We start from the raw sequence: 12321 nt of genomic DNA on the forward strand, positions 1-12321 counted from the left end.
AGACGCGCCCGCCCGGCCCCGTGCCGCCCTTCCCCGAGAGCCGCACGGGGCCACTACGCTTCCGCCCGCCCACGGCGCGGGCGCCGCGGCCGCGATCCCCGCAGCCGGGCGAGTGGCGCCCGTTGTCCGCAGCGCACAGCACCCACCCGGAAACCAGCGGATGCGCGCAAGGGCGCCGACCGCCGCGACGAGCGCCGGCCCTAGAGGTCCTGGGCGAACGCCGACCAGACCTGCGCGTACTGCTGCGCCAGCTGGCGCACCAACTGGCGGCAGTGCGGCGGAGTCGAGGGACCGAGCTCGGAGAGTTCCTTGGCACCGAGCGCGTTCATCCGCAACAGGCGCAGCAGCCGGCGGCCGTTCTCGTTCTGCCGCAGCGACGGGTCGCGCACCAGCTTCTCCAGCAGCCAGGCCGGGGGCGGCGCCGGCCAGTCGGGGCGGGGCCGCGGTTCGCTCGGCTGCGTCGGAATCGGGTCCTCGCCGCGCTGCAGGCGCCTGCGGACGTCCGCCACCGTGGCCGGGGAGATCCCCGCGGTGCGCGCCAGCTCACGTAGCGAGGCGTCGGGGCGCTCGGCCATCAGCGCGGCGACCTGGCGGCGGCCTGCGACGTTGCTCAGCGGCCGAACCCGCCCGTCAAGCCCGACGCGCACGGTCCCCGCCCCGTCGTCGGTCAGCCGGCGGATGGTCGCGACCGTCTTGGCGGCCAGGCCCGCGGTCTGCGCGATGGCGCGGTCGGACAGGTGCGGGTGCGACCTGACGATGCGCTCGGCCGCCGCGCGGCGGTCGGCCTGGGACAACGGGAAGCCGTGCGCGACGTTGGCCTCGACAGCCCGCAGGAACGCGTCGGCCGGGCTGCCGTCGAAGAACTCGACCTCGATCGACGTCAGGCCCTTGAGTTCGGCCGCCATCAGCCGGTGCGTGCCGTCGATCACCTGCATGGTGCGCCGGTCCACCAGAATCGGCGGCAGCGGCCCCTCCACTTCGGCCAGCCGGGCCGCATGTTCCCGGTCCTGGCCGTGCAGGCGCGGCGACTCGCCGGGCACCAGTACGGCCACCGGCACCATCGCGGTCGGCCGATCACGCTCCCGCCGTACCGGAGCCGATGCGCCGCAGCAGCCGGCCTCGGCAGCCTCGGCAGCCACCAGGGCGGCGGCGTCCGCGGGGCGGGGCGGGCTCTGCGCATGCTCGAACCACTGTTTCAAGGCGGTACGTCCTTCCGTCTCTCTGCAGGGGCGACTCGGTTCCGCCTCGGGTGACCGGGCGGCCGGCCGTAGCACGACTGTTCTCTTTGGCTCGGCTATACGAAAGCTGATACACTTCTCGGCGACGCCGTCGATGTCTCGATGCGCGGCCCGGTCGGCGGCACGTCGGCCCGGCCGCGCCGTTTCAGGCTACTGCCGGGAGCACCGAAACGCTGGCCGTCCGACGTCCGGTCCCGGTTGATCAGCTCGACGATGACGAGCACGCGGTGAGCGCGGACCGGATCGGATCGGACTGCTCGGCCCCCGCGGCCGCGCAGTCAGCTGCCGAAGTGGCCGGAGGCGGACCTCGCGGCGGCGCGACGCGCCCGAAGCAGGCGGCCTGTGTTCGAGGGCGGGTACGACGAGCGCGGACACGCGGGCGTGCACAAGCGAGCCATTCGACAGCCTTCCTTCAATGCTCTGAGACGCGGGCAGTGTAGCTTTATCGCACGGGGCGCCGCTCGCTTTTGCCGACGTTCGCAGTGCTCTTGAGACCTCCGATGGCTCGTGGACGGCCCGCCGGCCGGGTGGCGCGCGCACCGCACGGGGCGATGTCAGTGGGCTTCAACTGCGCGGGAGCACCAGACCGACCGACCGGTATGTCCGCACCCGAGCTTGAGTGCCTGTGGCGTAAGGCTTTGACTGCCCCCGGGCCGCCGCAGGCTCCGAGTCGTGTGGTGATCGATCTGCACGCGAGGGGAGCCGGGTGACAGCGGCCCGCACGAAGCCCCCGGCTGGGTCGCGCGAGCGGGCGAGCACAGCGGCCCGCACCTACACCCGGCCCGCGCGCCGGCCCGCAGCCGCCTACAATCCTGTTATGACGCGGCGAACGCGGCGGGGCGCGGACGGGGCCTGCATCGAAGGGGTCACACGGCACGCCTTCATCCGCACCGCCCCGGAGACAACCCCGAACACCGAGCCCGCACTTCGTTACCGCGCCCCCTCGACGCGGTCGGAACCAGCCACGTCACTCGCGTCAAGCCGACGGTATATCAGCTTTATTCGCACGGCCGGCGAGGCTTGGAGGAACGCCGCATGACTTCACTACGGCTGCGATCAGCCGGCCCCGGGGACGCCGAGCGGGTGGCGCGGCTGCACGCCGACAGTTGGCGTCGGCACTACCGCGGCGCGTACAGCGACTCGTTCCTGGCCGGCGACGTCGCCGCGGACCGGCTTGCCGTGTGGTCGGCGCGGCTGTCCGCGCAATCCGGCAGCCTGACCCTGCTGGCCCAGGAGGAAGGCGTCGAGATCCTGGCGGGCTTCGTGCACGTCGTGTTCGACGAAGACCGGAAATGGGGCAGCCTGGTCGACAACCTTCACGTCGTGCACGGCCGTCAGCGCGGCGGCATCGGCACCGTCCTGCTGCGCCGAGCCGCGGCCGCGGCAAGCGAGCGGGCGCTCAGCGACGGGGTCTATCTGTGGGTGCTGGAGCAGAACACCGCCGCCCAGCAGTTCTACCGGGCCATGGGCGGCAGCCCGGTGCAGAAGGCCGTCGTCGCGCCGCCCGGCGGCGTGCCCGGCCGGCTGAACGGTTCCCCGAACAAACTGCGGTTCGTCTGGCCCGAGGCCGCGAAACTGGCGCTGGCCGGCGAGCACTGACATCAGCGAGCTGACTGTCCGCGACCTTCGCTCCCATCGACCTGCCGCGGCCCGAACCCGCGAGGGCGCGTCGAGACCTGCTCAAACACCTGCGATGCGGCAACCCTGTCCGCATCTGCTCCAGTCGGTGTGCGCCGTCGCGATGATCGAGTGGTAAGGCTGAGGACCCGGCGAATGCAGTGAGGGCAGCGGGTCGTCACTTGGCGTTGTAGAGGCGCACGGTCAGCGGTGCGAACACCGCGGCGATCACTGCGGAGGCCAGCAGGACTGCGGTGATCTGGCCGGCGGTTGCGCTGCCGGCCATTGCGGCGCGGGCGGTGGTGACCAGGTGGGTGACGGGATTGGCGTCGACGACGGTGTGCAACCAGCCCGGCATGGTGTCGGGCTCGACGAGGATGTTGCTGGCCAGGGTCAACGGGAACAGTACGACCATCGCCACGCTCATGATCGCGTTGGGTGAGCGCAGCAGCAGGCCGAGCAGGGTGAAGACCCAGGACAGAGCGAGGGCGAACACGACGACGAGCGCGACGGCCAGCAGTACGCCGAGCGCGCCGCCGTGCGGGCGGAATCCCAGCAGCAGGCCCAAGGCGAGGACGAGAGCGCAGGCGAGCAGGTAACGCAGGGCATCGCCGATCAGCGCGCCGGCGATGGGGGCGGGCCGCCAGATCGGCAGGGCGCGGAACCGGTCGAAGACGCCTTTGCCGAGGTCTGTGTTGAGGTTGACCCCGGTGTACACGGTGGCCAGCAGCACAGCCATGACGAGAGTGCCCGGGAGCAGGAACTGCAGGTAGGCGCGGGGGGAACCGTCCAGCGCGCCGCCGAACAGGTAGGTGAACATCAGGGTGAAGATGATCGGGACGGCGATCACGTCGGACAGCTGCTCGGGCACGTGCCTGATCTTGAGCAGTGCGCGCCAGGCGAAGGTGAGCGAGGTGGACAACGAGCCCGGGGCCGGTGGTCTGGCACCGGTAGCCAGGGCCGCGCGCACGCTCGCGCCGGGTGCCGGCCCGGCCGGGGCGGTGGGTGTCAGGGTCATGCTGCCTCCTCCTGGGTGGGGTGGCCGGTGAGCGCGAGGAACACTTCGTCCAGGCTCGGCTGGCCCAGCGCGAAGGTGGCGACGGGCAGGCCGGCGCGGGTCAGCTCGGCCAGGGCCAGGGTGGCCCGCTCGGGGTCGGCGCCGGGAGTGGTCAGCTGCGCCGGGTCGAGGTCCAGGTGCACGGGCAGCTCCAGCACCCGGGAGAGCGTGCGGGCGGCCTCGGCCCGCTGATCCGGGTTGTGCAGCCGCACCTGCAGCGCGCCGCGGCCGGTGGATGTCTTCAACTCGCCGGGCGTGCCTTCGGCGATCAGGGTGCCGCGGTCGATGACGGCGATCCGGGCGGCCAGCTGATCGGCCTCCTCCAGATACTGGGTGGTCAGCAGCACCGTGGTCCCTTCCCAGGCGAGGGTCCGGATGATGTCCCAGACCTGGTTGCGGCTGTGCGGGTCCAGACCGGTGGTCGGCTCGTCCAGGAAGATCAGCTCCGGTGTGACCACGATGCTCGCGGCCAGGTCCAGGCGCCGGCGCATGCCGCCGGAGTAGGTCTTGACCTGCCGTCCGGCCGAATCGGCCAGGTCGAAAGCGTCGAGCAGTTCCACCGCCCGGAGCCTGGCGTGCCGCGACGAGTGACCCAGCAGCCGCCCGAGCAGGACGAGATTCTCCGCGCCGGTCAGGTCTTCGTCGACGGAGGCGAACTGCCCGGTCAGGCCGACCCTGGCGCGCACGGCGTCGGCCTGCGCCACGACATCGTGCCCGAGGACGCGCGCACTGCCCCCGTCGGGGCGCAGCAGTGTGGCGAGCATGCGCAGCGTGGTCGTCTTGCCCGCGCCGTTGGGGCCGAGAAAGCCGTACACGAGGCCCGAGGGCACGCTCAGATCGATGCCGTCGACCGCGCGCGTCGCCCCGAACACCTTGGTCAGTCCGATCGTTTCGACGGCGAAATCAGAATACGAATTCACAGCTGGCGAACCTCCGCGACCATCACAATCTTTGACAGTGCTGTCAAAGTTATGACGGGGCTGGTATCTTTGTCAACTGTGTCTGAGTTAGCCTCTTCCCCGCCGCCCCGCCGGCTGCGCGCCGACGCACAGCGCAGCATCACCGCGATCCTCGACGCGGCCACCCGGGTCCTCGGGCAACGGCCCGACGCGAGCATGGAGGACATCGCGAAGGCGGCCGGCATCAGCAGGCAGACCGTCTACGCCCACTTCCCGTCACGCGATGCCCTGCTCGGCGTCCTGTTCGACCGGGTCACCGAGCAGGTCCTGGCCGCGATCGATGCCGCCGACCTGGACTCGGGCCCGGCCGACCAGGCGCTCGTACGATTCCTGGAGATCGGCTGGCAGGCCTTCGACGCCGACCCGTTCCTCCTGCACCTGGCCGAACCGCCGCTCACCCCACAACAGGAACGGGCCCGGCACGAACCGCTGCTTTACCGGCTGGAACAGCTCGTGCGCAGAGGCCAGCGCTCCGGCGCGTTCGACCCCGATCTGCCGGTGGCGTGGATCCTGAGCGCCACCCTCGCTCTCGGCCACACAGCCGGCGAGGAAGTACGCGCCGGACGGATGACCTCGGCGCAGGCCATCGACGTACTGCGGCGCGGCATCCCCCGCCTCTTCCGCGCCGAGAACTCACTCACCCCCTGACAGCGGACCAGGCGCCGCCAGCAGACGATGCCGACCGCGACCGCGCCGTCCGGACTACAACGGCAGGTCTCGCCCTACAAGCCCGGCTGCACACCACAACCCGCCGCATCGGCGCGACAGCCGCGAGATCACAGCGATGGCCACCGCGCTCGGCGACATGACCGACGGTGCGGCGCGCGCGGAGCCAGCCGGCAAAATCGAGATCTGCCACGATTGCGGGAGGGAGCATGAAACGTGGCCCCGCCATGCTGACGCCAGCCTGACCGCCAGGTTCAGCCCGATCGTCACACCCGGCGTTACCCTGGATACATGACGATCGCCCCTCACGGACCGGCGATTCACCCCGGCAGGATCGCCACGGTAGACCGCAAGGACTTTCGGATCATCGCACCGGCGCATCGCGAAATCTTCGAGTTGCTGCCAGCCGACCTCGAACGCAGCTGACGTACGAGAAGACCGTGGGGCTTCTGCGACCTGGGTTCGCCCACCAGCGCGATCCGGCCAGGCCCCGGTCCGAAACAGCCGCACCACAGCACCGCGCGCTCGCAGACCTCGACGCGGTCCGAGCAGCGCGAAAACGGCAGGTCACAGCCGATATGCGAGTTCCGCCACGGCACAGGACGGGAATTTCGGCAAGGACGATCGACGATGCGTGCGTCACAGCCGTCGACTGTCGCGACGCGCGGGTCTGACATGCGGTTACGTGACGCGTGCGTGGTGCCGGCGTGCGCGGGCCTCGTGGCCTTCGCGCCGGGAGACGACGGCGAGAGCGGCGGTCTCGATCATCTCGCAGACGGCCGACTCGGCTGCTTAGGCCTCGCGGGCGCGCTCGTAGGTGAGGTGAACGAGGCCATTGCCCACGCTCTTCGTGTGGATCAGGCGCAGGGGTCGCTCGTCGCTGGTCTCGCCGAACAGGCGCTCGCCCGCGCCGAGGGCGACCGGGAACACGGTCAGGCGCAACTCGTCAACCAGGTCGTGCTCCATCAGCGTGTGCACGAGCGGGCGGCTGGCGTACACGACGATCTCTCCCTGTACCTGTTGCTTGAGTTTCGAGACCTCGCTCACCACCTCGCCGGCCAGGACGGTTGCGTTCGTCCATTTGGGCTGTTGGAGCGTCGCGGACACGACGTACTTGGGCAGGCGATTCAAGGCGTCCAACCACTCGCCGCTCATCGTTGCCGAGCGTGTGCCGAAGTACTCGTCGGTGCGCCGGCCCATCAGCAGCGCCTCGGCGCCTTGTGCCTCGGCCAGTTCGAGCTGCGCCCACGCCTCCCAGTCCTGGCCCATGAACTGAAGAAACCAGCCGCCGTGCCTGGACCCTCCCTCGCCGCTCGGATCCTCGACGACGCCGTCGAGCGTGACGTTCTGGCTGACCACGATCTTTCCCACTTGATTTCTCCCTATACCCGGGGCGCGCCCCGGACCGGGACCGCCTCCAACCGGGTAGACACCGGCGCGGCTACGAATCGGGCGTGCAGACACCGCCCAATTCGCGGGCACGGTGCATCCTCGCTCTTCTTCTCTCCACAGGGCGCGTTCGGCTCGCTACCGATACCGGGCCCGGCGGCGACGAGCATCGCGGCGATCGCCGAGCGGGCAGGGGTTACTCGCCTGACCGTTTACCGACATTTCCCGCACGAGACGACTCTGTTCCAGGCATGCTCGGGACACTGGCTGTCGCAGCAGACGTTGCCCCGGCCGCAGGACTGGGCACGATCGAGGACCCCGCCCGGAGGCTGAATACCGGGCTCGCCGACATCGTTCTGGAACGAGTCCCGTGGACGTCCCTTGTGACATGGGAGCGGGGATCGAGGCGGTCCCCGCCATCTACGAGTTCAACGTGTGCCAGACGCTGACACCTGAAAGCTGCAGCGCCACAAGGTAGCTGATGATGGCCGGGACGCCGAGCGCCCCAAGCATCATCCACACGCCCCAGAACATGTGCAGAACCTGCGGGAGAAGCGTGCGGGGCTTGAGATCCAGTCCGCTTCTCGCATGGCGCGTCACCTTCACGCGAGCGCGCGCGCAGGGCCGGACCGCAGAGGACGAGGCGCTCGCGTGCAGACGTCTCCAGGTGGTCGACGTTGTGCTTGCTGGTCACGACGCCGCCGGTTCCCGCCCCTACTTGACAGCGCTCGCCATCGCATAGCAACCTTTCACTAAGGCGTTAGTGCATTGGGGTAATGCGATGGGCGATCGATGATCGACTTCCAGCTCGACGGCCACAGCGGCGTCGCGACGTACCTGCAGCTGGCGCAGCAGGTGCGGCACTCGCTGCGGTTGGGGCTGCTGCGTCCCGGCGACAAGCTGCCGACGGCCAAGGAGGTCGTCGCGAAGCTGGCCATCAATCCCAACACGGTGCTGAAGGCCTATCGCGAGCTGGAGCGCGAGGGATTGGTAGGGGCGCGGCCCGGGGCCGGGACGTTCGTTACCGGCACCTTGCCCAGCGGTGATCCGGGGGAGTTGGAGCAACTGGCTCGAGAACTTGCGCAGTGGCTTCGCGCCGCCCGGCAGGCCGGTCTCGGCAGGGAGGACGTCGAGGCGTTGTACGGCGCCGCCATGCGGGAGACGTTTCAGGAGCCTGCGCCCGGTGCGCAGCGCCAGACGGAAGCGGAGAAGGTCTGATGTGCGAAGACAAGAGACGGCGGTCATGACGGATGCTGTGGAGGCGGTCGGGCTCGGCCGCCGGTACGGACGCAAATGGGCACTCCAGGACTGCACGCTGAGCCTGCCCAGCGAGCGCGTCATCGGGCTGGTCGGCCCGAACGGGGCCGGCAAAAGCACGCTGCTGCACCTGGCGGTCGGCCTGCTCCAGCCGTCCGCGGGCGAAGTCAGGGTCCTCGGACGTGACCCGCGCGATCCGGGAACGCTCGCGCGCGTCGGCTTCGTCGCGCAGGACAAGCCGCTGTACGGCCACTTCACGGTGGCCGAGACACTGCGGATGGGCGGCTGGCTGAACCCGGCATGGGAATACAAGCTCGCCGAGAAGCGGGTAGCTCGGCTGGACGTGCCGCTCACGCAGAAGGTCGGGAAGCTGTCCGGAGGCCAGCGCTCGCAGCTCGCGCTGGCGCTCGCGCTCGGCAAGCGGCCGGAGCTTCTGCTGGTCGACGAACCGGTCTCCGACCTCGACCCGCTCGCCCGGCGCGACTTCTTCAGGGTTCTGATGGAAGAGGTCGCCGAGTCCGGGATGACCGTCGTGCTCTCGTCGCATCTGCTGGCCGATCTGGAGCGGACGTGCGAGCACCTTGTGCTGCTGTCCCGGTCGCGCGTCCAATTCGCCGGTGACACCGACGACCTGCTGGCCCGGCACCGGATGCTGACCGGCCCGAGGGACGCCGCCGCCGCGATCGAAGCCACGCACACCGTCGTCCAGGCCGACTACACCGAGCGGCAAGCCAGTGTGATGATCCGCGTGAACGGTCCGCTCGACGCGACCGGCTGGCAGGTGCGGAACGTCTCGCTGGAAGACCTCGTGCTGGCCTACATGGCCGCGCCGCACCTGACCGACGACACCATCGAGACCGCGAAGAAGGAACAGGTCCCGTCATGATCCGCCTTACCTGGCGCCAGGCCAGACCCGCGTTCGTCACGTGCGCCGCGATCCTGCTGGCCTTCGCCGCATTCGCCGTCTACACCGAACGCGAAATGAGTTCCTACATCGCGGCGAACGGCCTGGCGACCTGCACCGGCGGCGAGTCCGTCTGCGGTGTCCTGGGCGAGGCGTTCAAGAGCAAGTTCGGCGGCGTGCTCGCCGTGTCCCAGTTCATTGGCTTCGTGCCGGTCCTGATCGGGGCGTTCTGGGGCGCACCCCTGATCGCCCGGGAGATCGAGAGCGGAACGCACCGCCTGGTCTGGACCCAGTCGGTCGGCCGGGTCCGCTGGCTGGCGGTGAAGGCCGGGACGTTCCTGCTTGCCGCAGCCGCGCTCTGCGCGATCCTCACCTGGCTCATGACCTGGTGGCTGCACCCGCTGCAGTACGTTCAAGGCGGCGGGACGGTCGGCCCGAGCGCCGGGGACCGGATCAGCCCGAACGTGTTCTCCTTCATGGGGATCGCGCCGGTCGCCTACACGCTGTTCGCGTTCTGCGTCGGCGCGGCCGCCGGGGCGGTGGTCAAGAAGGTCGTCCCCGCGATGGTGGCCGCGATCATCCTGTACGTGCCGCCGCGCATCATCATGGCGAGGTCGGTCCGGCCGAGCGTCATCACCCCGGAAACGGTCTCCTTCCCGGCCGGCACGCCGAGCCCGCGCACCGGCATGGGCGACTGGATCCTGAGCAACACTCTGGTCGACGCCGCCGGGCATCCGATCAACGTCGACTACCAGACGATGAGCGCCGCCTGCCAGAAAACCATGGGCCCCAGTTGTTACCCGGCTGGCGCGAGGCTCGTCGACACCTACCAGTCCCTGGCCCGCTTCTGGCCGTTGCAGTTCATCGAGGCCGGCGTGTTCGTCGGACTCGGAACTCTGTGCCTCGCGTTCACCGTCTGGTGGACGATGCGCCGGGTTTCCTGACATTCGGCGATCCACGGCGCGGCGCCGGCGGACCCGTGCGTGATCAGCGCGGCCTGAGAGCGCTGGAATCTCTGGAGTCGGGCTGCGCCGACGAGCCCAGCCGGCAGTCGGGGTACACCGCCCTGATCGGTGCTCCGGCCGATGCCGCGCGACCTGTGCCCTCAGCGGCGCTGTCCGCCGACCGGCTGTCCGGTGCCGCTGAAGTTGGCCAGCGTCCGAACCTTTGGCCTGCACTGGCCAACTCATTGAGACTGATCGTCGTGTGCCGGTGTCATAGACCTGGCGCGTTCCAGCGATCCGTCTCGGCGAACCTGCCATCCCGGACCGTTCCCCGATCGCAGTCCCCGAGCTCGCGTCGCTGCTGTCAGTTTCCGAAGTCGCCTGCACGGGTGAGCTGCAAGTTCGCTGCCGAGTGCAGGGAGGTTCGGAATCGCCGGACAGCCGAAGTCGCCTGCACTACCGTCGAAATGGCCGTAGTCGTGTGCACGACGGAGGTCTGGGCGGATGCCGCAGGGGTCGATAGTCGAGCGCGGCGTACCGACCGCGTCTGACGCGGCGTGGGATGCGACGACGGCGGGCGCGAGGAGTTCTTCGAATTCTGTTTCAGCCTGGCTTCCAGGTCCAGGATCCTGGCTTCAAGCCCCGCGACGAACTCGCGCAGTGCCGCGTTCTCAGCGGCCAACTCCTCGTACGAGGGCTGCGACTCGGCGGGCATGACGCAATGATCTACACGGATGACCGAGAACAAGTCAACTCGACGCCCGCAGCACAACCACCTGACCAGTTACTCCAGGTCGAAGTGCTTCGTGGCCCTCTTGTAGTCGTCGCCCTTCACGTGGGCCGGGCCGCTGCGCAGCCCGTTGAGGTTGCGCAGCAGCGTGACCAGCTCCTCGCGCTCGGGGAAGCCGAGGTGCTCGAGGTACTTGCCGAACTTCGTGATGCCCTTCTCGTTCGCCTCGACCGTGATGGGCTTCGCGATCTCCTTCTCATTGAGGCGTTCGATCAGCAGCTTGGCCAGCGCCATGATCTGCGCGTCGAACTCCAGCTGGTTCTCGCCGACGGGAACGTGCAGCATCCCCCAGTAGTGCTCGTCGGCCTTCCCGAGCGGCTTGGTTCCCAGCCGAACCGCCCGCCCCAGCGCTCGCGCAGCCGCGTGTAGGTCGCCTTGAACACCAGGGCTGGCTCCGCGGCCTCGGTCCACGCGCCTAGCTAGGCCGATGAAGCCGCGGTCGGCCAGGGCGCCGAGGCCGGCTGTGCGCAGGTGTTCGAGCAGCTTCTCGCCGCGCGATGCGGCGATCTCACTGGCCGCGCCGCGATGTGCCCGGCTGATCCACAGCAGGTTGCCCTTCTCATCGGTGATCCCGAGAAACAGCAGGCCATGGGCTTTGTGCTTACCGTTGTAGTGGCGCCGGTTCTCCTTACCCGTGCGCCGATACGTCTTGATCAACGTGCCGTCGAGCAGCACGACCTCGCCGCCGGACTTGCGGACCTTCTCAAGGGCCCGCTCCAGGCGCGCGGCTCGGGTCGCGACCAGGGCGATCAGTTCGTCCACCCAACGTTTGAGGGTCGAGGCGGAGATGTTGTTGGCCGCGGCGATATCGCGCAGCCGCTGATCGTGGCGCAGCACCGCGAACACGAGCACGACGATGCGCCCGGCGCTGCGGCAGCGCCAGCGCGAGCCGATCTTCTTGCGGTGGGAGCGCAGCAGATCGGCGCAGAAGGTGAGGGTCCGGGTGGACAGCGGGAGCCGGCACTGGTAGACCATGGTGCGGTCCTCGGCGGAAATGTTGTCGTTTGTCACAAAGCGAGCAACGACCGCCGGGGACCGTACGTCATGGTTCTGAGACGAGCCTCACAGCCGCGGCCCCGGTGAACCTGCCCGGCGCCGGCTCGATAAGCCACCCGCGCTCCACCAGGCGTTTGAGCCGGGTACGCATCCCCTCGACGTGCCGCGGCTCGAAGCCGAGATCGAACTCCCAGCAGCAGTCCTTGCACGAGACCGGTTCCGGCGCCGCCGCGGCGAACCGCCACAGCCGCGCGTACGCCTGCGGCAGATCCCCCTCGCCGCGCCGCGGGATCACCACTCCCGCAGATGTCGTACCCGCCTCGGCGCCGTCCGGCGCGCCGGACGCAGGGGCCTGGAGAAACCGGCCGACCACCCGCGCCGCCGCGGCCGGCTCGATCAGCTCCTCCTCGACCTGCGCCAACTGCTTGCGCAGCCCCTCAGCCTCGACCTCCAACTCGAGACGGCGCTGATCGATCTGCTGCAGCATCCACTCCACCCGAACCC

The 12321-nt window shown here is 69.5% G+C and carries 15 protein-coding genes; 8 read left to right on the top strand and 7 right to left on the bottom strand.

The genetic code is table 11. From position 1 onward, the window contains the following. Positions 1 to 200 precede the first annotated feature (200 nt). A complete protein-coding gene (locus tag KGA66_RS25150) occupies positions 201 to 1199 on the bottom strand; it encodes a ParB/RepB/Spo0J family partition protein (RefSeq protein WP_211471343.1) in 999 nt (332 codons plus the stop codon). A 1074-nt stretch (positions 1200 to 2273) separates the two neighbouring features. On the opposite strand from KGA66_RS25150, the gene KGA66_RS25155 reads away from it, so the two are divergent. Further along, positions 2274 to 2837: a GNAT family N-acetyltransferase gene (locus KGA66_RS25155; RefSeq protein WP_211471345.1), complete on the top strand. Its 564-nt coding sequence runs from the start codon at positions 2274 to 2276 to the stop codon at positions 2835 to 2837. A gap of 196 nt (positions 2838 to 3033) precedes the next feature. Here the strand turns inward: KGA66_RS25155 and KGA66_RS25160 are convergent, their stop codons facing one another. Together KGA66_RS25160 and KGA66_RS25165 are read right to left on the bottom strand one after the other, a co-directional pair. Further along, on the bottom strand, positions 3034 to 3873 hold the full coding sequence (locus KGA66_RS25160; RefSeq protein ID WP_211471347.1) for an ABC transporter permease: 840 nt from the start codon (positions 3871 to 3873) through the stop codon (positions 3034 to 3036). Next, on the bottom strand, positions 3870 to 4832 hold the full coding sequence (locus KGA66_RS25165) for an ATP-binding cassette domain-containing protein (RefSeq protein WP_312887065.1): 963 nt from the start codon (positions 4830 to 4832) through the stop codon (positions 3870 to 3872). Before KGA66_RS25165 ends, KGA66_RS25160 begins: the two co-directional genes overlap by 4 nt. Positions 4833 to 4910: 78 nt before the next feature. Between KGA66_RS25165 and KGA66_RS25170 the strand changes: the two genes are divergently transcribed. From KGA66_RS25170 to KGA66_RS31230, 3 genes are all read left to right on the top strand, one after another. After that, positions 4911 to 5519: a TetR/AcrR family transcriptional regulator gene (locus tag KGA66_RS25170; protein WP_211471349.1), complete on the top strand. Its 609-nt coding sequence runs from the start codon at positions 4911 to 4913 to the stop codon at positions 5517 to 5519. A gap of 136 nt (positions 5520 to 5655) precedes the next feature. Further along, complete coding sequence (locus KGA66_RS25175; protein WP_211471351.1) at positions 5656 to 5832, top strand: hypothetical protein; 177 nt, start codon at positions 5656 to 5658, stop codon at positions 5830 to 5832. Further along, the gene (locus KGA66_RS31230) at positions 5829 to 5963 is read left to right on the top strand and encodes a hypothetical protein (protein WP_281416820.1); all 135 of its coding nucleotides are present in this window, start codon (positions 5829 to 5831) and stop codon (positions 5961 to 5963) included. The genes KGA66_RS25175 and KGA66_RS31230 overlap by 4 nt, the downstream gene beginning before the upstream one ends. A gap of 366 nt (positions 5964 to 6329) precedes the next feature. Here the strand turns inward: KGA66_RS31230 and KGA66_RS25180 are convergent, their stop codons facing one another. Next, positions 6330 to 6908, bottom strand: a complete 579-nt coding sequence (locus tag KGA66_RS25180; RefSeq protein WP_211471353.1) for a dihydrofolate reductase family protein — start codon at positions 6906 to 6908, stop codon at positions 6330 to 6332. On the opposite strand from KGA66_RS25180, the gene KGA66_RS32285 reads away from it, so the two are divergent. The 4 genes from KGA66_RS32285 to KGA66_RS25200 all read left to right on the top strand — a co-directional run bounded on the left by KGA66_RS32285 (position 6828) and on the right by KGA66_RS25200 (position 10031). Then, positions 6828 to 7259, top strand: coding sequence for a helix-turn-helix domain-containing protein (locus tag KGA66_RS32285; RefSeq protein ID WP_369015960.1), 432 nt, complete (start codon positions 6828 to 6830; stop codon positions 7257 to 7259). The genes KGA66_RS25180 and KGA66_RS32285 overlap by 81 nt on opposite strands. A gap of 459 nt (positions 7260 to 7718) precedes the next feature. After that, positions 7719 to 8144, top strand: coding sequence for a GntR family transcriptional regulator (locus tag KGA66_RS25190; RefSeq protein ID WP_211471357.1), 426 nt, complete (start codon positions 7719 to 7721; stop codon positions 8142 to 8144). A gap of 25 nt (positions 8145 to 8169) precedes the next feature. After that, positions 8170 to 9069, top strand: a complete 900-nt coding sequence (locus tag KGA66_RS25195; protein ID WP_211471359.1) for an ABC transporter ATP-binding protein — start codon at positions 8170 to 8172, stop codon at positions 9067 to 9069. Next, positions 9066 to 10031 carry an ABC-2 membrane transporter-related protein gene (locus KGA66_RS25200; protein ID WP_211471361.1) on the top strand — a complete coding sequence of 322 codons (966 nt, stop codon included), beginning with the start codon at positions 9066 to 9068 and terminating at the stop codon, positions 10029 to 10031. The genes KGA66_RS25195 and KGA66_RS25200 overlap by 4 nt, the downstream gene beginning before the upstream one ends. A 364-nt stretch (positions 10032 to 10395) precedes the next feature. Here the strand turns inward: KGA66_RS25200 and KGA66_RS32530 are convergent, their stop codons facing one another. The 3 genes from KGA66_RS32530 to KGA66_RS25210 all read right to left on the bottom strand — a co-directional run bounded on the left by KGA66_RS32530 (position 10396) and on the right by KGA66_RS25210 (position 12313). After that, positions 10396 to 10746 carry a DUF6444 domain-containing protein gene (locus KGA66_RS32530; RefSeq protein WP_438822075.1) on the bottom strand — a complete coding sequence of 117 codons (351 nt, stop codon included), beginning with the start codon at positions 10744 to 10746 and terminating at the stop codon, positions 10396 to 10398. Between the two features lie 69 nt (positions 10747 to 10815). After that, complete coding sequence (locus tag KGA66_RS25205) at positions 10816 to 11832, bottom strand: transposase family protein (protein ID WP_211471363.1); 1017 nt, start codon at positions 11830 to 11832, stop codon at positions 10816 to 10818. Positions 11833 to 11863: 31 nt separating this feature from the next. Next, a complete protein-coding gene (locus KGA66_RS25210) occupies positions 11864 to 12313 on the bottom strand; it encodes a hypothetical protein (RefSeq protein ID WP_369015961.1) in 450 nt (149 codons plus the stop codon). Positions 12314 to 12321: the final 8 nt, after the last annotated feature.

Origin of the sequence: Actinocrinis puniceicyclus, from assembly GCF_018283645.1 — a bacterium.
In the GTDB taxonomy this organism is placed as follows: Bacteria; Actinomycetota; Actinomycetes; order Streptomycetales; family Catenulisporaceae; genus Actinocrinis; species Actinocrinis puniceicyclus.